Genomic DNA, 24,759 nt, shown 5'->3' with positions numbered 1-24,759 from the left:
TGCTTAACTTGATTATCCCAATAATCATAGTTCGAACAAACCAACACATTCAGAAATACAATCAATCAAAGCTTTATCAATAAGTTGTAAAACTAATGTGGTAACTATCAACAATGACGTTCAATTTCCGACCAATGCAAGCGACTATGTGAGATATTCATCACAAAATAGATTTACAAACGCCAGAAAATTGTTATCATGATTATTCATATAACTTAATAACAAGAAATATTTTGGCTAGGTAATATGCAAAAAACTATGGCTTTCAACTGCTTGAGTAACACGGAAGGGACTGCAGAGATAAGAGGTAAACTTTTATCTGTCGCTAAACACATGGAAGAGTTCGGTTCAGTAAGTGAGCTAGAGCTATGTAAGATATTTGGAGAGACGATTTGGAATGACGGTGTGGATTATCATTCACATGCTTTTTCATTCAGAATCAACGCTCAAACCGGGGATTGTTCAATCTCTAACTTTAAGTATCACTAAGTTTTGCACCTATCATATACGGAGTACCTTTCACGAGGTGCTCCGTTTTTTATTGTTGCGTATCCGCATTCGTCAGATAGCCGTTAATAGCGACCGTACTTCCTATTAGTCATAAAATCATTTCGTTTTCAGCTCATGTCATCGGGCAGCGTGTCACCTACCTACGGCTTAGTCGGTATAAACTGTTAGTTCGTATAGCCCGTTTGTTCGTATAAACCGTTTGTTCGTATAAACCGTTAGCTCGTATAAACCGTTAGCTCGCATAAACAGTCAGTCCGTATAAACCGGAAGTGGCGCATTGCCTTTCACTTGCCTAATCGCAAGATGGGTATGTATGTCTTTTACATTGGAGAGTCGCTGTAGCTTTCTGGTAAATGCTTCGTAAGCCATCAAGTTAGGGCTGACAACTTCTAACAAGTAATCATAAGCCCCAGATACAACGTGGCAGCTGATGACCTCTTCCATCTCGACAACCGCACTTTCAAATTTATCAATCGACACTTCTTGGTGGTTGTTCAAGCTCACCTCAACAAACACGCTCATTGCGATGCCGACCTGTTCCCGTGACAGGCTCACACGGTAACCATCAATAATCCCTTTTTCTTCCAGTCTTTTGATGCGCCTCGCGCACGGTGAAGCCGATAAGCCAACTTCATCAGCTAACTCTGCGGTGGTTAGCCTGCCGTCTTTCTGAAGCAAATCAAGAAGATGTCTATCAATCCTATCCATAGCAAATACCAATTATTGGTTAAATTCATTAACAATTGGCAAGATATTAGCAGAAATCATCAACGATAACTCAAGTTAGAACAAAAATTGCCAACCTATGGCACACCAAGTACCCCATAATTAATCATCATTCACTTTCCTTGTTTATTATGAAGCTTGGCTATTTATCAATTACTGTCACTCTGCTCATCTGGGCGAGCTTTTTCCTTTCTCTTAAAGGCGGCGCAAATTCAGATTTAACACCTGCAGACATCGCACTGACTCGATTCCTCATACCAGCATTGGCGTTATTACCTTTGGTGTGGAAAGCACGTAGCACGATCGCTGCTGTCCCGAATCGATACTTGGCCGGTATGTTTGTGGGGTGCGGGTTACCTTATTTACTCGTTGCAGGAACAGCCATGCAGTTCGTTCCGGTATCACACGGAAGTGCTTTAGTTCCGGGAACGCTTCCTCTGTTCGTAACAGGGATCGCGGTACTCTTTTTTAAGCAGCCGCTTAGCCGACACCGTGTCGTTGGTTTAGGTCTGGTTTCGCTTGGGATATTGTTGTTTCTGGGAAGTAGCTTAAGCAGCTTCAACTTTGAATATACCAAAGGTCACGTGTTGTTTTTGTTTGGCAGCTTGATGTGGGCGACGTTTACCATCTCAGCACGTGTTGCCAATCTTAATGCGCTTGTCAGTGCGGGTTTTATTTCATTCTGTTCCACCTTGCTGTTGCTGATCCTTATCTTTACAGGAACCCTCCCTAGCCATTTAATGGAAACACCAATTGCTCAATGGCCAGTTGCAGAGCTTGCCGTGCATTCTGCGGTGCAAGGTGTAGGTGCGGGCTTAATAGCAGCATTCACTTATCTATATGCTGTTAATACACTAGGAGCAGAACGCTCAGCCGCTTTTGGTAGTGCAACACCTGCTGTTGCAACCTTGTTGGCGATCCCACTGTTCAACGAAATTCCGGATACGATGACTTGGTTAGCGCTTGGTTCAATTTGTATCGGCAGCTTGGTCGCGAGCAACATTTTCATGAGAAACGACCAGTCTATGCAATATCAACCGCCAAGCCATAGCAAAGCCTGATACTGCGTTCAAACCTAAATACAGTTTCCCTAAACATCAATTTTAGGGCTTGTAGTACATAGATAAGCCTACAAACGTAGGCTTATCTAAAATCTGCTTTTTCTGAACTCGCTTCTCCATTAAACTGTCTGACCTTTTTGCAGATCCAAGAGAACACCATGCAACGCGATTACACTTTAACTTGCTTAAACAACATGCCTCGTGAAGAACTAGAAGAATTTAGTTTAAGAATGATTCATCGCCTTGTCCCTGAAGATGCAATGACGGAACTGTTTACGTTCGAACAGGAAGAAGTGACCAATGAAGAGCGTATGCAATCAGCGAAGTTTGATGCGATGTTGCGAATGACAGCAATCGCGCTGAGTGAAGTGAATCTTGCGTTTAGTGAGTCGGATAACTCACAGCAAAACATCGAGCGCATGACTCGCCTATTACTTTGGCACTTCTATGCAATGTCGTTCAACCTTGAACAAGCGATCAGCCTTGAAGCTCACTGTGACAAAGTCGAGAAGATTTTGTTGAAAGCACCGACAGAAGCATTTGGTTGGGTAAAAGAGCTCACAGAGTTGCTGCACTTCTATGCAAAAGTGAACGAAGAAAACGACGCTAAGTACAGAGCACTAAGTCACGGGACGAATTGAAAAAGCGCATATTTCCAATTCTACTTCAAACACTCCAACAAGTTGCTCGCTCCCCCTTGGACAAGTCGTACAGGTTCTAAATCGAAGAAACCTACAACACTCGAAACCCGAGGTCTGGTGTTGAGCTGACCAAACGCAAAAGGCCCAATCGACATACCGACTGGGCCTTTTATCTGATGTGTCAAAGTTCTCTCACGAAAGCTCAATCGATTTCAGCTGAGCGAACCATACACCACCAAATTAGAATGCGTAGTTTGCGTCAACAAGTTCGCTTACTTCAACTTTGCTTACTTCTGCGCGAGCTTCAAGCCATTGTGCAACTTGCAGTTGTTCTGCTTCTGTTACTGAACGGTAGCGCTCAATAGAACATAAGAAACCTTCAAACAGCTCAAGGCCACCACCACCAAAGCACAGACCGATGCTATCAATGAAATCGATGAATTCGTCAATGAACACATCGTACTGGTCAAAATCAGCAATCGAAGTCGTGCAGCTTACTTCAAAACCTAAAATAGCGAATTCACCTAGGTATAATTTCTTGCGTAGGCGACGATTTTTGTTTTCGATTTTATCTAATTTCATAACTGTCTCTCTTTTCGTTTGATAAAGCATTTATACACAGTTCCTCGTTAATTCCCAAGAGTTTTGTATTACACGAGAGGCTTAACGGGAAAAATCGTGCTGCAGAAACAAAACCTTAATCAAAACTATAAAAATCCGTCACTTAACTGCTTCACGATTGGTCACACATTGAACCAGCTATTAACTCATTAGAAATAGCTTGGTTACACGTGAATAACGAATAATAAAGTCAGCCAACAGGAAGCAGTCCCGATGAGCAAGGAAACATTTGATAGCACTCGTTTTAACAAGAGTAACAACAAGCCCTTCGAAGAAGTTCTAGACGCGAACCTTTCAAGAAGAAACGTTCTGAAAGGCGGTCTTGGCATCAGTGCAATGACCGCCTTTGGCGCATTTGGTTTAGCGGGTCACAGCACGGCTAACGCTACGACAATGCAAGCAACGGGCGCGCACAAAAGCACCGCAACACTTGCCTTCGAATCGGTTAAAGGCTCTTTGACAGACAGTGTCGTTGTACCAAAAGGCTATACAGCACAAGTATTGGTTCCTTGGGGTACCCCACTGAATAAGCAAGGCAAGGCTTGGTTAAAAGATGGAACCAACAACGCACAAGATCAAGCGAACTCACTGGGCATGCACCACGACGGCATGCACTTCTTCCCGCTTGATGGCAACAGTAACGACGGCTTGTTGGTGATCAACCACGAATACATCGACCAAAAAGCACTGCACGCTAATGGTCCAACATACGATGAAGGCAACCGCCCTAGCCTTGATGAAGTACGCAAAGAGATCAACGCACACGGCGTGAGTGTTGTTCGCGTTAGGCTTGAAGGTAATCAATGGATAATGGTGGATAACGATCCACTTAACCGCCGCTACACGGGCGCGACCGTAATGGATCTTTCTGGCCCTGTTGCTCACAGTGAGTTTACCAAAACGAAATTCTCACAAGACGGCAGCCAAGCGCGCGGCACATTAAATAACTGCGGTAATGGTTACACGCCATGGGGCACTTATCTGACTTGTGAAGAGAACTGGCCGGGTTACTTCGTTAATAAAGGGACAACAACACCAGCTCAAGAGCGTATCGGCATCGCAACTGATAAAACTCGCTACGGCTGGGACACGCTTTCGGGTGATAAACAAGAACGTTTGGATGAGTTTGCTCGCTTTGATGTCACACCAGCAGGCGAATCAGCAATGGATGATTACAGTAACGAAGTACACGGTCACGGCTACATCGTTGAAATCGACCCATACACAGCAAACTCTCGCGCTAAGAAACGTTCTGCACTGGGTTGTTTCCGTCACGAAGGCTGTACGTTTGGTAAGTTGACCGAAGGCGAGCCAATCGTGTTCTATTCTGGCCACGACTCTCGTTTTGAATACCTGTACAAATTCGTTTCTGAAGAGAAATGGGACCCGCGAGACGCTGAGCCAAGTAACCGTCTAAGTGCGGGTGACAAGTACATGGACAAAGGCACACTGTATGTGGCTAAGTTCAACGATGATGGTTCAGGCACTTGGTTACCACTGACTCTGAGCAGTAAGACCACAAACGGCGGTAAGCTAGGCGATTCATTTGACTCTCAAGCAGCGCTTATCATCAATACAGCAGGCGCAGCCGACCTTGTAGGCGCAACGCCAATGGATCGCCCTGAATGGTGCTCTGTTGACCCAATGACGGGGACGGCTTACCTTACGCTGACTAATAACAACAAGCGTAAAGAAGCGAACTCTGCGAACCCTCGCGTAGACAACAAGTTCGGTCATGTTATTCGTTGGGATGAAGGCAAGACAGCAGGCGAGTTCGATTGGGATATCTTTGTCTTCGGTTCTCCAGCAGTGGAAGACAAGTCTATCAACCGCTCAGGTCTAACAGACATGAACCAATTCGCTAGCCCTGACGGCTTAGCGTTTGATGCTCGTGGCATCTTGTGGATTCAGACAGATAACGGCGCAGATGAAGTAACGGGCTACACAAATGACCAAATGTTAGCGGTGGTTCCATCTCAGCTAACGGATGACAACGGCAACAGCGCGGTGATTGATGCAAGCAACCAAGCACAGCTTAAACGCTTCTTTGTGGGTCCAAACGGATGTGAAGTAACTGGCTTTACCATCAGCCCAGACTTCAAATCACTATTCGTGAACATTCAACACCCTGCAAACTGGCCATCATCAGACGATGCAACTGCACAAACTCAAGGCAATGTTCGCCCAAGAGCATCTACCGTTGTGATTCGTCGTGAAGACGGCGGTGAAATCGCGGTTTAATACGCAAATCTAGCTAAGATCAGCAACCTTACTGTTATCTAGTTTCTGTTCGCTAGCTAAGTAAAATCAAAAAGAGCGATAAGGCTAAATGCCCTATCGCTCTTTTTATATTCAATTCAATCTTGGATTTAAGTAAGAATCTGAGCCTTCAGCTCATCATCCTCCCAAGTACTCGTCATCCTCGAGAAGGAGAAACGACTGAGTCGGGGATCTCTAACCGTTATCGTTGATCGCAATACCGTTAATCACAGTTAACTCACGAACAACCACACACCTACGCCCATCATCAACGTACCTGCAATACGGTTCATTAACTTAACGTTATCGGCTTTGCCCAGCATATGCTTTAAGCTCTTTCCGCCTGTCGCGTATAAGGTCATGCAAACAAACTCAGAAACCAGAATAATCGACACTAAAATCAACAACTGCGGCGCTAAGTCTTTATTACTGTTAATAAAAGGAGGCAATAAGGAGATCATGAATGCCCAGCCTTTAGGATTTGCGATTGCCGTTACGAAGCCTTGCACCACCAAATCCCAATCATTGCTGACTTTGGTTGTTTGGTTATCAGTGCTGATCGCTAATTTGCCTCTCGAACGCCACATCTGAACGCCTAAATAGAACAAGTAAGCTGCGCCCACAAACTTAAAGCCTGTAAAAAGCCACGGGTAGTTCAACATAATAGATGCAATACCCAATACCGCAGCAATGGAAACCACAGCGACACCGCCCAGTTCACCGATCATCATCCATAATGTACGTTTGTATCCAACACTCATTCCAAGTGTCAACGCCAAAGTCATACACATTCCGGGCGTGATTGACACGAAGAAAAACGTGGGAATAAAAGCCCAAAGTAGTGCGCTATCCATATTATTACCTTACTGGCTTATTTTTATTTAGTGGCTTTTGCTTCTTGATCGGACTTTAAATAAAGCGATGTTGAAACGAAGTAGTGATGACAATAACCAATATTGCGAACAATACAAACTAAAAGAGCCACATAACAGTGGCTCTTTTCAATCACCATCCGTAATTACTTACGACGGTTTTTAATTCGCTTCATCATAGTCAAACGACGTTCAGCACTTGCTTGATCTTGTGGCTCTTCGTTTGCGTTGTTCTTACGACCCTGACGGTTTTTGTACGCCGATTTAGTGTTCAGCTTCTCGATGTAAGCATCACGTTTCTTCGGTTCATAACCCGGTTGTTCAACACGGCGAATACGTTGTTGAATCAGTTTTTCGACTTGAACAACAGTCAGCTCTTCTTCGCGGTTAACGAAAGAGATTGCGTGACCTTGTTTACCAGCACGGCCTGTACGACCAATACGGTGAACGTAATCTTCCGCAAGGAAAGGCATGTCGTAGTTAATTACGTGCGGTAAGTCTTCGATATCAAGACCACGAGCCGCAACGTCGGTTGCTACCATCACACGTGCTCTGCCTTCTTTGAAGTCATCCAATGCACGACGACGAGCGCTTTGCGCTTTATCACCGTGACAAAGTACCGCTTTAATGCCGTCAAGCTTGAGCTCTTTAACTACATCGTTTGCTGTTTCTTTGTAGTTCACGAACACAAGAACCTGACGCCAGTTTTTACGACCGATCAGCTCAGAAAGTAGCTCTGTTTTACGCTCTTGATCCACTGGGTACACCACGTGACCAACAGTTGCAGCCGTTGAGTTTTCACGCTCAACACTGATACGTTTTGGTTTACGCAGAATATCAACGGACAGTTGGTTTAACTGAGTTGATGTTGTAGCTGAGAACATCATGATTTGTGGAGAGGTTTCCACATCCAACATGATCTTGCGAACGGCATTAATGAAGCCCATATCAAGGATACGGTCAGCTTCATCAAATACTAGAAATTCTAGGTTTGCGATAGACACGTTACCCGCTTCTAAGTGCTCTTCTAAACGGCCAGGTGTTGCAACCAAAATATCCACACCCAGCTCTAATTGACGAACTTGTGAAGACATTTTGTTACCACCGTAAACCGCTGAAACGCTTAGTTCCGTGTATTTAACGTAGTCTTTAATATTTTGAGCGATCTGCGCAGCAAGCTCACGAGTTGGAGCAAGAATAAGGCCGCGAGCCGTTCCTCTAGACGCCTTTTTGCCGCTGTTCAAAAGGTGTTGGATAACAGGCAATGAAAATGCCGCTGTTTTACCCGTACCGGTTTGAGCAGTAGCAAAAATATCATGGCCTTTACGAGCCATTGGAATCGCTTTTTGTTGAATTGGAGTGAGTTTTTCATAACCACACTCAGTCAACGCTTTGACTAATTCAGGAGCAAAACCTTGAGAGGAAAATGACATTGTTACGGGTTCCTTAAGCAGACAGCCTACATTCTTATTTCAGCCGAGCACTATAAAGTAATTAGAGTGATTTATCTCACATTTATCGTGATATAACGCAAACTTTCTCATTTAATCTGGTGTTTACCCCACCTTCAACGAGGCAAACACCAAGATCCTTGGTTCAAACAGCAAAAACAGGGCTATTTGATGCCACACAGCTTGAGTAGAATCTGCTCGAGATCGTCCCAAGGCATTAACTGCGAGTCGATCACTTCAAGACGAGACTCAAAGCCATCAAGGGAAATTTCATTCACTGACACCACTTGATTCGCCACATTGAATGCGTAGCAACCTTGGTCGGTGTTCACTACGGCTTTTACACGCTCAGCCGTTAGATCCGATAACATAGAGAATAGCGTATCGAAGTCGAACTTATGTTCAGCGCCAAACAACCAGCCACAACTAAAGTAGCCCTGCCCTTTATTCTCTTTACGGATGAACGCTTCACCGGGAGGCAGTTGGAATTGAGGCTCTTGTTCAGCGTGATCATGATGATGCGATTCAATATGAGAAGAAGCACTGCCATACACTCTTTCAATGTCCAACACTTCCAATGGCACTTCACCATCGTGAATCAGCTTATGGAACACTTTTGCAGGTGTTTGATCCGTCACCCAATCATTGAATGCGTCGATATCTTCAGAGTGAACCAAATCTACTTTGGTTCCGATAATCACGTCAGCACTATCTAATTGATCATTGAAGTTCTGATTAGACGTATATTTCTCAATCGACAGATTTCTTGGGTCAACCAAACCTAGCGTCGCTTTTAGGTCAACGTAAGGTGTGTATTGCTCTGAAGTTAACGTCGCAATAACCTGCTTTGGATGACCAAGCCCTGTAGGTTCAATCAATAAACGGTCCGGCTTCTGGCGTAGTAAAGCATTAATACCCACTGACATAGGCACACCAGCGGTACAGCACATGCAGCCACCCGGTACTTCTTTAATCAAAGCACCTTGATCTGTCATCAATGCGCCATCGATGCCAATTTCCCCGAACTCATTAACCAGAACAGCCCAATTTTCATTCTCAGGTTTATTTTTGAGCAGGTTCAAAATAGCTGTCGTTTTGCCAACACCCAAGAAACCCGTAATTATGTTTGTAGGAACTTTTTTGGTCATATCAGTTCTCCTTTTTTTAGGAGTATATACACAATCACGGAGAAATTGACCCCAATCGCTTGTTTATACGGAGAATGATTTAAGCCAGAAGTTGTATGAGTGTCACTAGAAAGGGGGCAACTATGAAAAAGGAATGCTCCAGACGAACTAAAGGCGTACTTACTCAGTACGCCTCACCCTCGTTACTCAATCGTGAGTTCGCGAATCAGGAAGCCTTAAATATCGACCTGAACATTTAACGAGGAACTAAAACTTTATTCTGAATCCATCCAAATTTTGTGTAAAACCTCACTTCTCCTTGCGGTTCGTTATGTTGCTTTACGATTTAACTATGGTTCATTTTTGGGGATATTCAAGCCGCCACCGGAGAATCGATCAAAATTGTGACGGCGATTCAACTATTGCCTATAGATTCCATTTATGTAACACGTATATTCCATAAATGAAATTCAACTTTGCATCTTTGCTGCTATAGGATATGCAGAGGAAGCGTATAATTTATTGCAGTCCCGCCTCAACCCATTCAGGAGCCTTATCTCAATGACCAGAAGAGAGAAAATTAAGCAGTCCCTACTCGCCAAAATGCCAAGGGATGCTATTAATCAATTTCTCTCAAGAGATAAGACACCCGCTTCCGTTCTCTTTCTTTCTTGTATTGTAGGTGTACTTGCTGGCGTGGTGGGTACCTATTTCGAAGTCGCTGTTCATTTCATCACCGAAACTCGTACCGATTGGCTTAAAGATGAAATCGGTAGCTATTTACCTCTTTGGCTCGCCGCTTTCCTTATTAGTGCTGCATTTGCCTTTATTGGTTACTTCCTCGTTCACCGTTTCGCTCCAGAGGCTGCAGGCTCAGGCATCCCTGAAATTGAAGGGGCGATGGACGGTATGCGCCCTGTTCGATGGTGGAGAGTATTGCCAGTAAAATTCTTTGGCGGTATGGGCGCATTAGGTTCTGGTATGGTTTTAGGTCGAGAAGGACCAACCGTTCAAATGGGCGGCAGTATTGGTCGCATGGTCACCGATATCTTTCGAGTCAAAGATGACGACGCCCGACATTCACTATTGGCTTCGGGTGCCGCAGGTGGTTTGGCCGCAGCATTCAACGCACCACTCGCCGGAATCATGTTTGTAGTCGAGGAAATGAGACCACAGTTTCGCTACTCACTCATTTCAATCAAAGCCGTCATCATCTCGGCGGTTTCAGCCAATATTGTATTTCGTTCGATCAATGGCCAATCTGCCGTTATCACAATGCCTCAATACCAACCGCCTGAACTGGATGCTCTGTGGTTATTCTTGTTGTTAGGTGTGTTGTTCGGCCTGTTTGGTGTGATTTTCAATAAGCTGATTACACTTTCGCAAGACCTGTTTGTGGCAATACACAAAAATGACCGTAAACGCTACTTAATGACAGGCTCCCTATTGGGCGGTTGCTTTGGCTTATTGCTGCTCTATATACCGGAGTTGACTGGCGGTGGTATTGGTATCATCCCGAATATCACTAATGGCAACTACAGCGCAAACGTGCTGCTGTTAATCTTCTTAGGGCGCGTGCTCACCACGCTACTTTGTTTCGGCTCTGGTGCACCGGGTGGTATCTTTGCACCAATGCTTGCTCTAGGAACACTCTTTGGTTACGCGTTTGGGCTTATCGCGGCTGCATTCTTCCCTGAACTGAACATAGAGCCGGGTATGTTTGCGATTGCCGGCATGGGCGCCTTATTTGCCGCCACCGTGCGAGCGCCTATCACTGGCATACTGTTGGTTATTGAAATGACCAATAACTACTACCTCATCTTACCGTTGATCATCACCTGCTTAGGCGCGGTAATCATTGCTCAGATGTTAGGTGGTCAGCCAATTTACAGCCAACTACTTAACCGTACGCTGAAAAACGAGAAACTAAGACAGCAAGATCTCCCTCAGCAAGAGGAAGTTCGTTAATTACATTGAAAACGTCAGTTCAAATGTGGGACTTAAACGTAACTCGTTGAGTTCCACTAATACAATCAAATCCCACTAATACAATAAGCAAACCAAGCTCAATATTTATAGAACACTCAAGAAAATCAAAAACACTTTCATCGCGCTTTATATATCAATTTCGAATCAAAACCTTAAAAGCAAACGTTAAACTTGCTATTATCCACGAAATTATTTACATGCCTAACAACACCGATGGTGAGCATGACTGAACGTTTTGATTAGAGTATACGTTCTACATTTAACTGAGTGGAGCAAGTCGTTGAACTGGAGAAGATTAACCCAAGTAAAGAATGTTCCACCATCTCAGGCATCTTTAGCACTTGGCGTTATAGGGCTTGGGCAAGCTTGGGCATTATATCTGCCAGGGGTTGGTGAGATCATTCGCCCTTACCTTGCTGCATTTGGCGCACTGTTATTGCTACCCGTTTTACTTCGTTATCTCACCAGCTTTAATACTTTCATCAATGACATTCGTCACCCGCTTAGTGGAAGCTTGATGGCACCAATGAGCATGGCGTTATTGATTCTATGCGACTATTTAGCCGAAATCTCTCCAGTCATTGCTTACCCAGTCTGGTTCTGCGCGTTGTTATTGCATTTTACCATGATGGTGTTGTTCTTTAGTTTCCAGATCCTCAATTTCAAAATGTCGAACATTGTGCCGAGTTGGTTCCTGTATCCCGTGGGGTTAATCAGCAGTTCCTTAGCAGGTACACAGTTTGGACACACCGTTTTTTCAGAGACACTGGCGGCCACTTGTATCGGTATCTATTTCCTAATGCTGCCAGTGGTGTTGTACCGCTTGGTATTCGAAGGAAACCTGCCACGTCGAGCAAGACCAACACTCGCAATCATGGCGGCTCCGGTTAACTTATCTTTAGCCGCTTACTTGGTGAACTTCGACAACCCAGATCCGATTCTGACAGGAGCATTGGCTGGCATTGCTATCACCATGACTCTATTGATTTACTTATGTTACATCCGTCTAATGCGTCTTAAGTTCCAACCTTCGATTGCAGCCGTCACCTTCCCGTCCGTGATCAGCGCCATTGCGATGCACCGCTTAACCACATTTTTCGGTGCTGAATACCCACAATGGTATTGGCTGCATAAATTCGGCTTCTTTGAATTAACCATCGCGACCATCCTAGTGATTTGGGTGGCAGGCGGTTATGTGAAAATGTACTGGCCTGAGTTTTTTGATTCTGATTACATGTCCAAAAAGGTTAAGCGTTCTTAAAACGAACACCAGAAGATCTTACCCTGATCACCCCCTACTCCAATCTCCAATTGTCTCTCGCTGGACAAACCAAACGAAAAAAGGCCTCACAATGTGAGGCCTTTGAATAGGCAAGGTGTCAATAGTTCAGGCGAGTGTTAATAGAACTAGCGATAGCTATTAGAAATTAGCGTGAGGGCCAAAGACTTCGTAGTGTACGCGTGAGCGATCTACTTTAAGTGCGTCTAACTGCTCTACGATGTTTTTCATGAAACCAACAGGGCCACAGATATAGAAATCACTCTCTTCAAAGCCTTTAGTATCGGAGATAGACGCTAGATCCATTTGACCTTCATGTGTGTTCTCACACGCAGACTCGCCTTTGTTCATGTACCACGTTTTCGCTTCCCAACCTTTATCGGCAACAATATCTTTAACGCGAGTCGTGAAAGAGTGTTGACCTACGTTTTCACAAGCGTGAAGGTACAGTACAGGTTCGTTTTTCTGCTGGTTGTTTAAGAACTCAAGCATTGATTGCATTGGTGTTACACCCACACCTGCAGAGATAAGCGTTACTGGCTTGCTACGCTCTTGATACATGAAGTCACCCGCTGGGGCATATAGGCTAACTTCATCACCGACAGCAACAGTATCGTGCATGTGATTAGATACTACGCCTTGAGTTTCTTGACCTTGGCCTTCACGTTTCACAGAAATTCGGTACTGCTTGCCGTTTGGCTTGTCTGATAGTGAGTATTGACGGATCTCGCTGTACTGAGCACCTTCAGGTTTCACTTCGATACCAATATATTGTCCTGGCGTATAATCCAGAACGTCACCGCCATCTTTTGGTTGTAGGATGAAGCTTGTTACTAATGCTGATTCTTCAATTTTATCTGCAATTACGAATGCACGTGCAGCTTCCCAACCACCAACAGCTTGCTTGCGCTGTAGGTAAAGTTCAGCTTCACGGTCGATGAATACTTGCGCTAAGAATAGGTAAGCCGCAGTCCACGCTTCTTCTACTTCTGGGGTGAATGCATCAGCAGCTAATTCACGCAGTGTTTCAATTAGGTGAAGACCAACGATTTGGTAATGGTCTGGTTGAATATTAAAGCTTGTGTGTTTCTGTGCAATACGCTCAACCGCTGAGGTTAACGCTGCTAGATTTTCGATGTTCTTTGCATAAGCCGCGATAGCTTCAAACAGTGCGACACCTTGGCGACCTGTTCTTTGGTGAGTCATATTGAAGATATCTTTCAATTCAGGGTTATGCGTGAACATGCGTTGATAGAAGTGTTGAGTTAAAGCAGGGCCTGCGCTTTCTAAAAGAGGAATCGTCGATTTGATGATGTTGATATGTAGATTGTTTAGCATTGATTTACTCCGAACACTTAGTCTTTTGACCTTTCATGTCAAATTGACTAATTTTATTTAAAGATGACTTTATATTAATTCTTTCTCAATGAGCTCTTTGGCTACTATTTTTATGAGAATTACGTGGACTGATAAATTCGCATTAATTGATTCAAATCAATGATGGGTCAGATATTCAGTCATATAGACAACACGCAATGGACACATTGCACAAACGGTGCCAACATGCGAAAGCTTGTTGTGCCTAGCATTCCTTCAAAAAACCTCTTCAAACTTTAGTCAAAAAGACCTTTTTTTTATGTCATAAAGACTCTACCATGTATAAAAATACAAACAGTATGAGCCCTTTATGCAAGATATCTCAGCATCCACTCTCATGGAAATGACCATTGGTTTAGCCAGCGGTGTGAACGATCAAGACCGTTTTAATCGCTTAATCGATGCCATTCGTAAAACCATAACGTGTGATTGTGTCGCACTTTTAAGCCTTCAAGGTGACACGCTAGTACCCATCGCAATGCAAGGGCTCAGTCGAGATACATTCGGTCGCCGCTTTATTATTTCAGAACATCCGCGTTTTGATGCGATTTGTGGTTCGCGTTCTCCAGTTCGTTTTGATGCGGATAGCTCATTGCCTGATCCTTTCGATGGCTTACTGATCGACCACGATGGCGATTTGCCCATGCATGCCTGTATGGGTTTGCCTCTTCTATTTGGTGACAAATTGTTAGGGGTACTAACCCTCGACAGCCTAAAACCTGATGTCTTCGCGAATATTCCTGCTCGGAACCTAGAAGTTCTCGCTGCTATTGCTGCCTCTACGATGCAAATGGCGATGACTTTCTCGCAACTTGAACATCAAGCAAAACAGTCAAAGCAATTACTGGAAGAGTTGAATGTTGAAGCGTGGGAACGTGACGGCGGCGAATTGATTGGTAATAGTGACACCATGGTCGCGCTTAAAAACGATATCGCGGTTGTCGCACCCTCTGAATTTAATATTCTGATTCATGGTGATACTGGTGTTGGTAAAGAGCTCGTTGCTCGTACCCTGCACCACCAATCCCAGCGTAAACGTAATCCGTTGGTCTACGTCAACTGTGCTGCTATTCCTGAGAACTTGGTAGAGAGTGAACTATTTGGTCACGTTCGTGGCGCGTTTACTGGTGCAGACAAAAACCGCTTAGGTAAATTTGCTTTAGCCGATGGCGGCACACTATTCTTAGATGAAATTGGTGAGTTGCCTTTGGCTGCACAAAGTAAGCTATTGCGTGCACTGCAAAACAACGAAATTCAACCTGTAGGCCAAGACAACATTCAAACTATTGATGTTCGTGTTTTAGCTGCAACCAACCGAGACTTAAAGCAAGAAGTTGAAGACGGTCGATTCAGAGCTGATTTATACCACCGACTGAGTGTGTACCCTATCGCAGTGCCAGCTCTGAAAGACCGAGGTGACGATATCAGCTTGCTAGCAGGCTTCTTCCTAGAACAAGCACGTCGTAAACTCGGTATCAACCAAGTTAAATTCCGCTCTGATGTACTGGCATTTCTAAACCGTTACGGTTGGCCAGGTAACGTACGTGAGCTTGAACACGTTATCAGTCGTTCAGCACTAAAAGCATTAGCTCGTAGCACTAACAAAAATCTCGTGACAATCACTAAAGAAGATTGTGGCCCACTCGACCAAGATCAGCCTATAGCGACGACACAGGTAAAAAACACACCGTTATCAACACCAACGATCGACCTATCTGCAGGTTTACGTGGCGCTACCGATGATTTTCAACGCAGCATCATCACTGAGGTGTTGGAAGATGCCAACTTTAACTGGGCGCAAGCAGGGCGAGTTCTGAAAACAGACCGAGCAAACCTGACTCGACTGTCCAAACGTTTAGGGCTAAATGTGGCGAAGTCTCACACGATCGAACGGACAAAATAGATATTAGCGGTTTGTTGCGAGCATCTGACAAAACTTGTGTATATAATGCTGCAAATTGTAACGCTAATTTTAAAGATGTAGAGAGATTTATGAAGTTTATCCGTTGGTTCTTAGGTCGCGTCATCTTGCTGTTGAATTTTGTTTTCAGCCCACGCGGTGTGAAGCGTTCTCAAGAAGAACAAAGCAAAGTGAACGAGCAGGCAAAAACGCACACGTTGTACCAATTCGAAGCATGTCCATTTTGTGTAAAAGTGCGACGTTCGATGAAACGTCAGTCAGTTCAATTTGAACTTCGTGATGCAAAAAATAATGAACAACACCGTGCAGAGCTTGAAGCTGGCGGCGGTCGTGTGAAAGTGCCTTGTCTACGTATCGAGAAAGACGGTAAAACTGAGTGGATGTACGAATCTTCGGATATCGTATCTTACTTAGAAAAACAGTTCGCATAAGCGGAAAAAGCAACACAAGCTAAATACAAAAAATCCCTCTTCATGAGGGATTTTTTTATGTCTGTAATCGATACGCTCTTTCGATTCAAAGAATCAAGCTTCTCGCATCTATTTCGCCACAATCAGCATCAACTCTACACGGCGGTTACAGGCTTTACCTTGTGCTGAAGCGTTGTTACACGCGGGAACGTACTCACCGAAACCGCGGGTGTAAATAGTACGACTCGAAACATAGTTACTTTCTAAGCGAGCTTTCACTTCTTTTGCGCGCTGTTCAGAGAGCGGATCATTAACACGATCACTGCCTGTATTATCCGTGTGTCCTTCAATGACGACATCAATGTCTTGGCGTCGAGAAAGATAGCTGCCTAACGTGTCCAACCAATTGTTGTAAGCGGGTTCAGGAGATGTCGAACCTGTTTTAAAGTTCACATGCTGCACAAGCTTTACCATCACATGGTTGCCAGGTAAAACTTCAAAATCGATACGGTTTTGTCTTAAAAAGACTTCCAGTGGATCATTGGTCGAAACACCACGCCCGTAGTTAGTGGTAATAGTTCCTTGCTGATGAGTGGTTTGAACCACCCCCCATTCAGGGTACATAATGTCATAATCAGTTTTCGGTGCAGTTTGTAACATATCCTCACCGAATAACCCTGTTGGTAACGTAGTTTCGCACCCAGCCAAAGCTATGCTTAACATTATCGCTAAATATCTCATTACTTCACCAACCACTTATGCAGATAAACCATTCACTAATGTCTATATCGGCACTGAGAGAAAAACTTTAGACAAAAACTTTACACAAAAAGAAAGCACGTCCAAAAAAAGTGTTTTTGATCACAGTTCACCGTCAACTCGCCTGTCATCGTCCGCCCGTTCCAACTGTTTGCATTTATTTACCTTATAATTGTTTTCCAATTCGTACTAAATAGTTAGAATCTCACGACTTCTCAACGCTAGAGCAAACATTATGTTTAAACCATTTACTAAATTCATCACAGCACTTGCTGCCGTACTGATTATCGCGGGTTGTAGTGAAACAGACGAGCCACAGAAAGGCGTTCAATACGAAGCGCTGCCTACTGCTCTAACTGAATTTAACCTGTCTCCGATCACTGAAATCTTCTCTCTAAATTGTGGTCACTGTCGTCAAATGGAAAGTGCAATTCCAGAGATCGAATCTCTAACGAACCAAACTATTGGCAAGATGCACGTTACGTTCAATGAAAGTGCTCAAATCAGCGCAATGATCTACTACACAGCAGTAATGCAACTTGATGCGACACCAGATCACGCGTTCATGGACGACCTATTTGGTGCCGTTCAAATGGGTGCAGATGCAACGCCAGAACAACGTCAGCAAGCTCTGGAGACTGCTTTCACTTCTCGCGGTCTGGTTAGCCCATACCAACTGAACAAAGAACAGCAAGTTGCTCTATTTGACTACGTAAAGAAAGCTGAAGAGATCTCGGTTAAAGGTCAAATCAACTCAGTACCAACATTTATCATCAACGGTAAATACCAAGTACTGACAGCAGGTCACCAAGATGTTCAAGGTATCGCAAAAACGATCAACTACCTTTTGACTCAGCCTTAACGGCTTTTCTCTATAAAAAATCAACAATAAATAGGTTTTACTATGTCTAAATTTATCATCCCGGTCATTGTCTTTATTTTGGCTGGCTTCATGATCTACCGCACTTGGATGAACCATAAATCCGGCGAAGAAAATATCGAACAAGGCCAACAATTCCTTATCGAAAACGGCGCTAAAGAAGGGGTTGTTACGACTGAAAGTGGTCTTCAATACCTAGTTCTTGAAGAAGGTACTGGTACAGAGCACCCAACTAAGAACAGCAAAGTAACGGTTCATTACCACGGTACACTTATCGACGGCACTGTTTTCGACAGCTCTGTTGATCGTGGTGAGCCAATCTCATTTGCTCTTAAACAAGTGATCAAAGGCTGGCAAGAAGGTTTGACTTACATGGTCGAAGGCCAAAAAGTTCGCCTGTTTATCCCAAGCCAATTGGCTTACGGTAAAGGTGGTTCAGGGCCTATCCCACCATCAGCAACTTTGATTTTTGATGTTGAGTTAATCTCTATCAAATAATTGAAGAGACTGATTTAAGCCCTAACATACGAGCTATGTTGGGGCTTTTTTATATGTGAACGTTTGAATAGTTGAAGCCACTTTTGTAACGACGGAATATACCTTCAAAAATCGAACACTAGACGACTGGTCTAATTTAACTTATAGTAAGCCCATGAACGATAAAACGAACGACACACGCCTGCATGTTTTAGATGTTGGCTACCAATTAATAGTGAACAACGGCTTTAACGGCGTTGGCTTGTCGCAATTGCTTAAAGAAGCGGATGTCCCAAAAGGATCGTTTTACCACTACTTTAAATCTAAAGAGCAATTTGGCGAGGCTCTGATCCAGCACTATTTTGAGACCTACATCAGCAGAGTTGAAACTCTTTTGGTTCATGGTGAAGGCAACAATTACCAGAGAATTATCAGTTACTTCACTCGATGGTCACAGATTGAAAACGGTACTTGTAACGCTCATAAATGCTTAGTCGTTAAGCTCAGCGCCGAAGTTTCTGATCTTTCTGATCCTATGCGCCAAGCACTATTAAAAGGTGCTGAGAAAGTGACGCATACCATCGAGCAGTGCATTGTCGGTGGTATTGATGATGGCTCGATAAAGGTTGAAGAGAGCCAAGAAACCGCTCAAAATCTATATTCTATGTGGTTAGGCGCAAGCTTATTAAGCAAACTAAGCCAGAGTTCACGCAGTTTAGAATCAGCTTTAAACCTAACCCAACAGATTTTAAAAGGTAAAAACTAACCACGTACTGTGTTTAGTTTTTATTAACGACAGATAACCCGCCCTCTTATCAATTTGATGACGGCGGGATTTTTAGACAACAAGACTAGACGACTGGTCTAATTCTAAATGAACATAATATAAAATTAAGGATATCCAATGACTCAACAAGACAATCGCCGCATCGTATTGGCTTCTCGCCCAGTAGGCGCACCGACTCAAGATAACTTCCGTTTGGAGACAGTAGCCGCACCAACAATTAAAGACGGCGAGATGTTACTTCGCTCAGTTTACCTTTCTCTAGACCCGTACATGCGTGGCCGAATGAGCGATGCAAAATCTTACGCTGATCCAGTTGCGATTGATGAAGTAATGGTTGGTGCAACCGTTTGTCAGGTTGAAGAGTCAAACAACAGCGATTATGAAGTTGGCGAATGGGTTCTGGCTTACACAGGTTGGCAAGACCTTGGAGTGTCTAACGGTGAAGGATTAATCAAACTAGGCAAAGAGCCAACACACCCTTCTTACGCACTAGGCATCATGGGTATGCCAGGCTTTACTGCGTACATGGGCTTACTTGATATCGGCCAACCTAAAGAAGGCGACACGCTAGTCGTTGCGGCTGCAACAGGTGCAGTAGGCGCAACCGTTGGCCAAATCGGAATATTAAAAGGCTGTCGTGTCATTGGCGTTGCTGGTGGTCAAGAGAAATGTCAGTACGCGAAAGAAGTGCTTGGTTTTGATGAATGTATCGACCACAAAGCCGACGACTTCGCGGAGCAACTGGCTAAAGCATGTAGCAACGGCATCGACGTTTATTTTGAAAACGTTGGCGGCAAGGTGTTCGATGCGGTAATGCCGTTGCTTAACACTGGTGCTCGCATTCCTGTTTGTGGCCTTATTTCACAATACAATGCGACATCACTTCCTGAAGGCCCAGATCGCATGTCTAGCCTTATGGGCACTCTTTTGGTCAAGCGTATTAAGATGCAAGGTTTCATTATCTTTGATGATTACGCACACCGTTACAATGAGTTTGCTGTTCAAATGACAGAATGGTTGTCTCAAGGCAAGATGCATTACCGTGAGCACCTAGTTGAAGGCCTAGACGTGGCGCCACAAGCATTCATGGGTCTATTGGAAGGCCAAAACTTCGGTAAGCTTGTTATCAAAACAAACGAAGCTAAATAAATTCAAAAACTGAACCAGTTAACTAGGTAAAATCATGATTACTTTGCATCACCTAAACAAATCTCGCTCAAAACGCATCATCTGGCTATTGGAAGAGCTTGGAGTAGATTACCAAATCAAACCATACCAACGAGACAGTGTAACGTTTCTAGCGCCGCCAGAATTGAAGGCCGTTCATCCTCTTGGTAAATCTCCGGTTATTGAAGACGATGGCGTTGTGATCAGCGAATCTGGTGCTATCACCGAGTACCTGATCGACAAATACGGTCAAGGTAAGTTCGCACCAGTGCGCGGCACAGCTGACTACGTGGAATACTCACAGTGGCTTCACTTCGCTGAAAGCTCTGGTATTCTGCCAATGCTACTTAAAATCTTTGTGATGAAAGACGGTTGCGAGACTAATTTCCTTGGCGGCTACGCTGATGATGAAAACCAAAAGGTCCTAACCTTTGTCAACGAAGCGCTTGAAGGTAAAACTTACCTTGTTGCAGATGCTCTGACGGGTGCCGATTTCATGATGTCGTTCATCGTAGAAATCGTGGGTAACTTTGGTGCAACTGCGCTTTACCCTAACATTGCTAAATACGGTGAGCTTTTAAAGAGCCACCCAGCTTACCAAAAAGCAGAGCAACTAGAGCTAGAACACTCGAACTGATCGAGTTTCAACCAAGCTCGGACGCACTTAGGATAAGCACAAGCAACTAAATGAAGCCAAAGCCGATTTATCTTTCGCTTTGGCTTCTCATTTGCCTTCATTTCGACAACAATACCGAACTCTAACTGAACAGCCATAGAGTTTGATCTTCATGTCAGCAAACCTTGCTCAATACACGCCACTGCACCTAAAAAACGACAATACGAATGTAGACTTACCGCTACCGACTCGTTTTACGTTTCCGTACTACTACACACCACATCCAACGTGTGAGTTTGCCATGCAGCAACTTCAGCAGTCGTTACTCGACTGCGGTGTGAATGAAACATCGCAAGGCAACCTCTACGCCGTGCTTCTTGTTCAGAACCCAACTACACAAGAGCTAGGTTACCTTTCTGCGTTTTCAGGTTTGCAGTTAGAACCGTCTTTGGCCTCTCAGTTAAACAACATTAACTTTGTTCCATCAGCCTTCGATTCAGAACAGTTTCAATCTCACAACAGTGCAACCCTTGCTCGCCAATCGCAACTAGCGGATGACATTGAAAAACTACAACAGTCGCACAACCTAGACGCATTATTGGCTGAATTTGAAGAGTTAAAAATCGAATCAGCACAATCTATCGAAGCCTTTCAATTAGCCATGGCAGCAAACAAAGCTCAGCGTAACGAACTCAGAGAACAAGCCAATCAAGAAAAGGCATTGGGGAATCTAGAGTCAGCAGCGACTTTGCTCAAACAACTGGGCAATCAAAGCAGCCAAGAGAAACGCGACTTAAAAGCACTTAGAATCGAGTGGAAACAAAAGATCGCAGAACGTCAGTCGCAAGTTGATGCTATCGAAAGCGAACTCACGAGCCGTAAGCAAGAGTACCAAGCGATCTCAGCCGAATTAGAAGCGCAACGGTTGTCTCATTATCGCTTTATCAACCAAGCTCTCGAATCAAAGAACCTGCTTGAATTGTTAGATGGCAAAGACGCTCTTGAAGGCTCTGGCGACTGCTGCCTACCTAAGCTGCTTAATTTTGCTTTTGAACACGGCTTTCAGCCATTAGCATTGTCTGAGTTTTGGTGGGGATTGCCTCCAACGGCTGTCATTCGCCAGCACGCAAACCTGTACCCGGTTTGCCAAAGTAAAAGCTTCGAGATCCTCGACCACCAGCTAAACGGCATCGAATTAGAAGAGAACCCGCTTATCGTGAACCCTGCGGTTGGTAAGTCGTTTGATATTGTCTATGAAGATGACGAGATCGTGGTGGTGAATAAACCCGAGGAGTTCTTATCGGTTCCTGGTAAGTTTATCGAGGACTCTGTTTATACCCGCATTAAAGCGCGCTACCCCGACGCAACAGGCCCTTTGATTATCCATAGGTTAGATATGTCGACGTCAGGCTTATTGATCTTGGCGCTGACCGCAGAGTCCAATAAACACATCCAGAAGCAATTCATTGATAGAACCGTAGAGAAACGATATACAGCTCTGTTAGATGGTGAAATCGACGGGAAATCTGGCAATATCAGCCTGCCCTTGCGCGGCGACATAACAGATAGACCAAGACAATTGGTTTGCCATGATCACGGACGAAACGCAGAGACCCATTGGCAAGTGGTTGGCACTCATAATGGGAAAACCAAGGTTCACTTGTACCCTAAAACAGGGCGAACCCACCAGTTGCGAGTGCACTGTGCTCATCCATTGGGGCTTGGTGTTCCGATTCGAGGTGACGACTTATACGGATACAAGCGCGAACGCTTGCATCTACACGCTGGCTACCTAAAACTGATTCACCCAACAACCGGTGAATGGATGGAGTTTGAAGTGCCTTCTGAGTTCTAAGTTATTTTTATCGAACTAAAACTCTTATCTCACTAAATATTCGATTTCGTAAAACGCATCAAGGTTCTACATCTGCTTAAGATATAGAACCCTGATATTTAAATTTTTTAATGTGCTTATCACAGCTCGGTAACGCACTTTCGTTACTAACTTCAATACTGAAGATGCCTAGCCCATTACATCTTTACGCTGATCAACGCATTCAAAAGAACCCATTTCAAACTCACGACAGATCCATGGTCGGTTTTCGTAGATAGTACACATCAGTGTTTCTCTATCTACCGCAGAGCACCAACCGTCGTCGAGTCGCAACATCGTTTCGCCGCCCCATTCGTCATACGCAATATGCTCTTCAGGAACACCGGTATCTGTGATGATCATAACCTCTAAACGACAACAGCATGCCTGACAATTGGCACATGTTACTTCGGGTTCGGTTACGTTCTTTATCTCAATCGTCATAAGTGACTACGCTGCTAAATTTTGCGTATAGTAATCGAAACCGACCGCTACGGCTAATAAAGATAGTGCGGCGCAGTGTTTTGATTGATGTAGAAATAAAAATAGGCGCTGTGATTTACTCACAACGCCCATACTATTTAGGTTTTCCATCGTGACTTATCGCCACTATCTCGCTTTACAACAGACTAGCCTCGATTTAGAACAGACTAGCGAAAAATAGCTTTACGTAGTCCATCAAGCGTTTGAACAAGCCAGCCTGCTCTACCGCTTCCAACGCGATCAAAGGTTGAGTTTGAACATCTTCACCATCAACGGTGTAATGAACAACGCCTAAGGTTTGGCCTTCTGAAATCGGGGCTTTCAGTTCAGAGATTAGTTCAATCGATGCCGTTAACTTTTTACTGTCTGACTTAGGCAGCGTAATAAACGTATCTTCTGCAACGCCTAGCTTCAACGTATCTTGGGCACCAAACCACACCTTCTCTTCAGCGACTTGGTCACCGCCTTGATGAGGGTTTAGCGTATCGAAGAAACGAAAACCATAGCTCAACAATTGTTTGCTGTCTGACTCACGACGCTTGATGCGCCCATCACAACCGCAATAAGTCTCATCTCACCTTGTGTCGCCGAACTCGCTAAACTGTAGCCGGCACCAGAGGTGTAGCCTGTTTTCATGCCATCGACCGTCAAGCTTCTATCACGTAATAAGCCATTGCGGTTGTGTTGTGTAATCTTGTTGTAGCTAAACGAGCGTTCGCTGTATAAACCATACACATCCGGTAAATCGCGAATAATCGCACGGCCTAATAGAGCGATATCATAAGGCGTTGAATAGAGATCGTCCGCATCTAAACCATGTGCATTCGCAAAATGGGTATTTTCCAGTTTTAGCGAAGCTGCCCAAGAGTTCATCAAGTCAACAAATGCATCTTGTGAGCCAGCAACATGTTCTGCAATCGCAACACTCGCATCGTTCCCTGATTGAATAATCAAGCCACGGTAAAGATCCATCATCGCGACATCAGTGTTCACTTCGATGAACATTTTTGAAGAATCAGGGAAGTTTTTCGCCCATGCGTTTTCGCTAATTCGCACCTGATCATCCGCAGAGATGTTACCTCGTTTCATCTCTTGTCCAGCCACATAACTGGTCATAAGCTTGGTTAAACTCGCTGGGTTCAACTTAGTGTGTGCGTTTTTTTCTACCAGCACATCACCAGAGTTAAAATCAATTAACACATACCCTTTTGCGCCTAGGCTAGGTGGGCTTGGTACTATAGAAGGTGCCGCGACAGCAGTATTTGCTACGATCGCTGCGTTACTTACAATGAACATACTTAATAGAGGGAGAGAGTATTTTGAGAACCGTTTCATTGAATTAAACCTAAGTTAACGTTTTGTTCAGTATAGACAAATGCTAGCAAAAGAAGCGCGAACTTTACGTTGCTTTACGTATTTGTACGGTTCGTTACAAATAAAAAAGTATAATCTGCGACCTGTCCGTTTTTTACA

At 44.2% G+C, this 24,759-nt stretch carries 22 protein-coding genes and 1 pseudogene; 14 read left to right on the top strand and 9 right to left on the bottom strand.

Annotated features, from left to right (window positions below; genetic code table 11):
* The first annotated feature begins 246 nt into the window (after positions 1–246).
* A complete protein-coding gene (locus OCV30_RS20015; RefSeq protein WP_009845471.1) occupies positions 247–489 on the top strand; it encodes a hypothetical protein in 243 nt (80 codons plus the stop codon).
* Positions 490–759: 270 nt separating this feature from the next.
* Here OCV30_RS20015 and OCV30_RS20010 read toward each other — a convergent pair whose 3' ends face one another.
* Complete coding sequence (locus OCV30_RS20010) at positions 760–1,218, bottom strand: Lrp/AsnC family transcriptional regulator (RefSeq protein ID WP_065679994.1); 459 nt, start codon at positions 1,216–1,218, stop codon at positions 760–762.
* Positions 1,219–1,367: 149 nt separating this feature from the next.
* Here OCV30_RS20010 and OCV30_RS20005 point away from each other — a divergent pair, with 149 nt between their 5' ends.
* Both OCV30_RS20005 and OCV30_RS20000 read left to right on the top strand, forming a co-directional pair.
* Positions 1,368–2,297 carry a DMT family transporter gene (locus tag OCV30_RS20005; protein WP_065679993.1) on the top strand — a complete coding sequence of 310 codons (930 nt, stop codon included), beginning with the start codon at positions 1,368–1,370 and terminating at the stop codon, positions 2,295–2,297.
* 158 nt (positions 2,298–2,455) lie between these two features.
* Entirely contained in the window at positions 2,456–2,938 is a 483-nt protein-coding gene (locus OCV30_RS20000) for an exoribonuclease R (protein WP_065679992.1), read from the top strand.
* A gap of 240 nt (positions 2,939–3,178) precedes the next feature.
* Here the strand turns inward: OCV30_RS20000 and OCV30_RS19995 are convergent, their stop codons facing one another.
* A complete protein-coding gene (locus tag OCV30_RS19995; protein ID WP_004731398.1) occupies positions 3,179–3,520 on the bottom strand; it encodes a YggL 50S ribosome-binding family protein in 342 nt (113 codons plus the stop codon).
* A gap of 252 nt (positions 3,521–3,772) precedes the next feature.
* Between OCV30_RS19995 and OCV30_RS19990 the strand changes: the two genes are divergently transcribed.
* Complete coding sequence (locus OCV30_RS19990) at positions 3,773–5,800, top strand: PhoX family protein (RefSeq protein WP_065679991.1); 2,028 nt, start codon at positions 3,773–3,775, stop codon at positions 5,798–5,800.
* Positions 5,801–6,051: 251 nt separating this feature from the next.
* On the opposite strand, the gene OCV30_RS19985 is transcribed toward OCV30_RS19990, so the two are convergent.
* From OCV30_RS19985 to OCV30_RS19975, 3 genes are all read right to left on the bottom strand, one after another.
* The gene (locus OCV30_RS19985; protein ID WP_065679990.1) at positions 6,052–6,672 is read right to left on the bottom strand and encodes a LysE family translocator; all 621 of its coding nucleotides are present in this window, start codon (positions 6,670–6,672) and stop codon (positions 6,052–6,054) included.
* Positions 6,673–6,836: 164 nt separating this feature from the next.
* Positions 6,837–8,123 carry a DEAD/DEAH box helicase gene (locus tag OCV30_RS19980; RefSeq protein WP_012600498.1) on the bottom strand — a complete coding sequence of 429 codons (1,287 nt, stop codon included), beginning with the start codon at positions 8,121–8,123 and terminating at the stop codon, positions 6,837–6,839.
* Between the two features lie 182 nt (positions 8,124–8,305).
* Positions 8,306–9,289 (bottom strand): CobW family GTP-binding protein, encoded by a 984-nt coding sequence (locus OCV30_RS19975; protein WP_065679989.1) that lies wholly within the window; start codon positions 9,287–9,289, stop codon positions 8,306–8,308.
* A gap of 540 nt (positions 9,290–9,829) precedes the next feature.
* Here OCV30_RS19975 and clcA point away from each other — a divergent pair.
* Together clcA and OCV30_RS19965 are read left to right on the top strand one after the other, a co-directional pair.
* A complete protein-coding gene (gene clcA / locus OCV30_RS19970; RefSeq protein WP_029225590.1) occupies positions 9,830–11,236 on the top strand; it encodes a H(+)/Cl(-) exchange transporter ClcA in 1,407 nt (468 codons plus the stop codon).
* A gap of 301 nt (positions 11,237–11,537) precedes the next feature.
* Positions 11,538–12,518 (top strand): TDT family transporter, encoded by a 981-nt coding sequence (locus OCV30_RS19965; RefSeq protein ID WP_065679988.1) that lies wholly within the window; start codon positions 11,538–11,540, stop codon positions 12,516–12,518.
* Between the two features lie 159 nt (positions 12,519–12,677).
* On the opposite strand, the gene hmpA is transcribed toward OCV30_RS19965, so the two are convergent.
* On the bottom strand, positions 12,678–13,874 hold the full coding sequence (gene hmpA / locus OCV30_RS19960; RefSeq protein WP_012600494.1) for an NO-inducible flavohemoprotein: 1,197 nt from the start codon (positions 13,872–13,874) through the stop codon (positions 12,678–12,680).
* A 349-nt stretch (positions 13,875–14,223) separates the two neighbouring features.
* Between hmpA and norR the strand changes: the two genes are divergently transcribed.
* A complete protein-coding gene (gene norR / locus OCV30_RS19955; RefSeq protein ID WP_065679987.1) occupies positions 14,224–15,816 on the top strand; it encodes a nitric oxide reductase transcriptional regulator NorR in 1,593 nt (530 codons plus the stop codon).
* 89 nt (positions 15,817–15,905) lie between these two features.
* Positions 15,906–16,265: a glutaredoxin family protein gene (locus OCV30_RS19950; RefSeq protein WP_065679986.1), complete on the top strand. Its 360-nt coding sequence runs from the start codon at positions 15,906–15,908 to the stop codon at positions 16,263–16,265.
* Between the two features lie 108 nt (positions 16,266–16,373).
* Here the strand turns inward: OCV30_RS19950 and OCV30_RS19945 are convergent, their stop codons facing one another.
* Complete coding sequence (locus OCV30_RS19945) at positions 16,374–16,967, bottom strand: OmpA family protein (RefSeq protein ID WP_065679985.1); 594 nt, start codon at positions 16,965–16,967, stop codon at positions 16,374–16,376.
* Between the two features lie 271 nt (positions 16,968–17,238).
* Here OCV30_RS19945 and OCV30_RS19940 point away from each other — a divergent pair, with 271 nt between their 5' ends.
* The 6 genes from OCV30_RS19940 (at position 17,239) to OCV30_RS19915 (ending at position 22,785) form a co-directional block, all read left to right on the top strand.
* Positions 17,239–17,865: a thioredoxin domain-containing protein gene (locus tag OCV30_RS19940; protein WP_065679984.1), complete on the top strand. Its 627-nt coding sequence runs from the start codon at positions 17,239–17,241 to the stop codon at positions 17,863–17,865.
* Positions 17,866–17,907: 42 nt separating this feature from the next.
* Positions 17,908–18,381 carry a BamJ family beta-barrel-assembly machinery protein gene (locus OCV30_RS19935; RefSeq protein WP_012600489.1) on the top strand — a complete coding sequence of 158 codons (474 nt, stop codon included), beginning with the start codon at positions 17,908–17,910 and terminating at the stop codon, positions 18,379–18,381.
* Positions 18,382–18,535: 154 nt separating this feature from the next.
* The gene (locus tag OCV30_RS19930) at positions 18,536–19,126 is read left to right on the top strand and encodes a TetR/AcrR family transcriptional regulator (protein ID WP_065679983.1); all 591 of its coding nucleotides are present in this window, start codon (positions 18,536–18,538) and stop codon (positions 19,124–19,126) included.
* Between the two features lie 138 nt (positions 19,127–19,264).
* Positions 19,265–20,296, top strand: coding sequence for an NADP-dependent oxidoreductase (locus tag OCV30_RS19925; protein ID WP_065679982.1), 1,032 nt, complete (start codon positions 19,265–19,267; stop codon positions 20,294–20,296).
* Positions 20,297–20,330: 34 nt separating this feature from the next.
* Entirely contained in the window at positions 20,331–20,951 is a 621-nt protein-coding gene (locus OCV30_RS19920; RefSeq protein ID WP_065679981.1) for a glutathione S-transferase family protein, read from the top strand.
* A gap of 151 nt (positions 20,952–21,102) precedes the next feature.
* Positions 21,103–22,785, top strand: coding sequence for an RluA family pseudouridine synthase (locus OCV30_RS19915; RefSeq protein ID WP_065679980.1), 1,683 nt, complete (start codon positions 21,103–21,105; stop codon positions 22,783–22,785).
* Positions 22,786–22,953: 168 nt separating this feature from the next.
* On the opposite strand, the gene OCV30_RS19910 is transcribed toward OCV30_RS19915, so the two are convergent.
* Together OCV30_RS19910 and OCV30_RS19905 are read right to left on the bottom strand one after the other, a co-directional pair.
* Entirely contained in the window at positions 22,954–23,247 is a 294-nt protein-coding gene (locus tag OCV30_RS19910) for a YkgJ family cysteine cluster protein (protein ID WP_083994631.1), read from the bottom strand.
* 196 nt (positions 23,248–23,443) lie between these two features.
* Positions 23,444–24,621, bottom strand: a pseudogene (locus OCV30_RS19905) (serine hydrolase).
* Between the last annotated feature and the right edge of the window lie 138 nt (positions 24,622–24,759).

The organism is Vibrio atlanticus, assembly GCF_024347315.1.
Classification (GTDB): domain Bacteria; phylum Pseudomonadota; class Gammaproteobacteria; order Enterobacterales; family Vibrionaceae; genus Vibrio; species Vibrio atlanticus.
This window is presented reverse-complemented; position numbering and strand designations above follow the sequence as displayed.

Bases quoted from the DNA above. Each gene is read 5' to 3' on its own strand.
- OCV30_RS20010 (WP_065679994.1), bottom strand. From the start codon at position 1,218: ATGGATAGGATTGATAGACATCTTCTTGATTTGCTTCAGAAAGACGGC.
- OCV30_RS19945 (WP_065679985.1), bottom strand. From the start codon at position 16,967: ATGTTAAGCATAGCTTTGGCTGGGTGCGAAACTACGTTACCAACAGGG.
- OCV30_RS19980 (WP_012600498.1), bottom strand. From the start codon at position 8,123: ATGTCATTTTCCTCTCAAGGTTTTGCTCCTGAATTAGTCAAAGCGTTG.
- OCV30_RS19930 (WP_065679983.1), top strand. From the start codon at position 18,536: ATGAACGATAAAACGAACGACACACGCCTGCATGTTTTAGATGTTGGC.
- OCV30_RS20000 (WP_065679992.1), top strand. From the start codon at position 2,456: ATGCAACGCGATTACACTTTAACTTGCTTAAACAACATGCCTCGTGAA.
- OCV30_RS19995 (WP_004731398.1), bottom strand. From the start codon at position 3,520: ATGAAATTAGATAAAATCGAAAACAAAAATCGTCGCCTACGCAAGAAA.
- OCV30_RS19925 (WP_065679982.1), top strand. From the start codon at position 19,265: ATGACTCAACAAGACAATCGCCGCATCGTATTGGCTTCTCGCCCAGTA.
- OCV30_RS20005 (WP_065679993.1), top strand. From the start codon at position 1,368: ATGAAGCTTGGCTATTTATCAATTACTGTCACTCTGCTCATCTGGGCG.
- OCV30_RS19910 (WP_083994631.1), bottom strand. From the start codon at position 23,247: ATGACGATTGAGATAAAGAACGTAACCGAACCCGAAGTAACATGTGCC.
- OCV30_RS19975 (WP_065679989.1), bottom strand. From the start codon at position 9,289: ATGACCAAAAAAGTTCCTACAAACATAATTACGGGTTTCTTGGGTGTT.
- OCV30_RS19935 (WP_012600489.1), top strand. From the start codon at position 17,908: ATGTCTAAATTTATCATCCCGGTCATTGTCTTTATTTTGGCTGGCTTC.
- norR (WP_065679987.1), top strand. From the start codon at position 14,224: ATGCAAGATATCTCAGCATCCACTCTCATGGAAATGACCATTGGTTTA.
- OCV30_RS19950 (WP_065679986.1), top strand. From the start codon at position 15,906: ATGAAGTTTATCCGTTGGTTCTTAGGTCGCGTCATCTTGCTGTTGAAT.
- hmpA (WP_012600494.1), bottom strand. From the start codon at position 13,874: ATGCTAAACAATCTACATATCAACATCATCAAATCGACGATTCCTCTT.
- OCV30_RS19990 (WP_065679991.1), top strand. From the start codon at position 3,773: ATGAGCAAGGAAACATTTGATAGCACTCGTTTTAACAAGAGTAACAAC.
- OCV30_RS19915 (WP_065679980.1), top strand. From the start codon at position 21,103: ATGTCAGCAAACCTTGCTCAATACACGCCACTGCACCTAAAAAACGAC.
- clcA (WP_029225590.1), top strand. From the start codon at position 9,830: ATGACCAGAAGAGAGAAAATTAAGCAGTCCCTACTCGCCAAAATGCCA.
- OCV30_RS19920 (WP_065679981.1), top strand. From the start codon at position 20,331: ATGATTACTTTGCATCACCTAAACAAATCTCGCTCAAAACGCATCATC.
- OCV30_RS19940 (WP_065679984.1), top strand. From the start codon at position 17,239: ATGTTTAAACCATTTACTAAATTCATCACAGCACTTGCTGCCGTACTG.
- OCV30_RS20015 (WP_009845471.1), top strand. From the start codon at position 247: ATGCAAAAAACTATGGCTTTCAACTGCTTGAGTAACACGGAAGGGACT.
- OCV30_RS19985 (WP_065679990.1), bottom strand. From the start codon at position 6,672: ATGGATAGCGCACTACTTTGGGCTTTTATTCCCACGTTTTTCTTCGTG.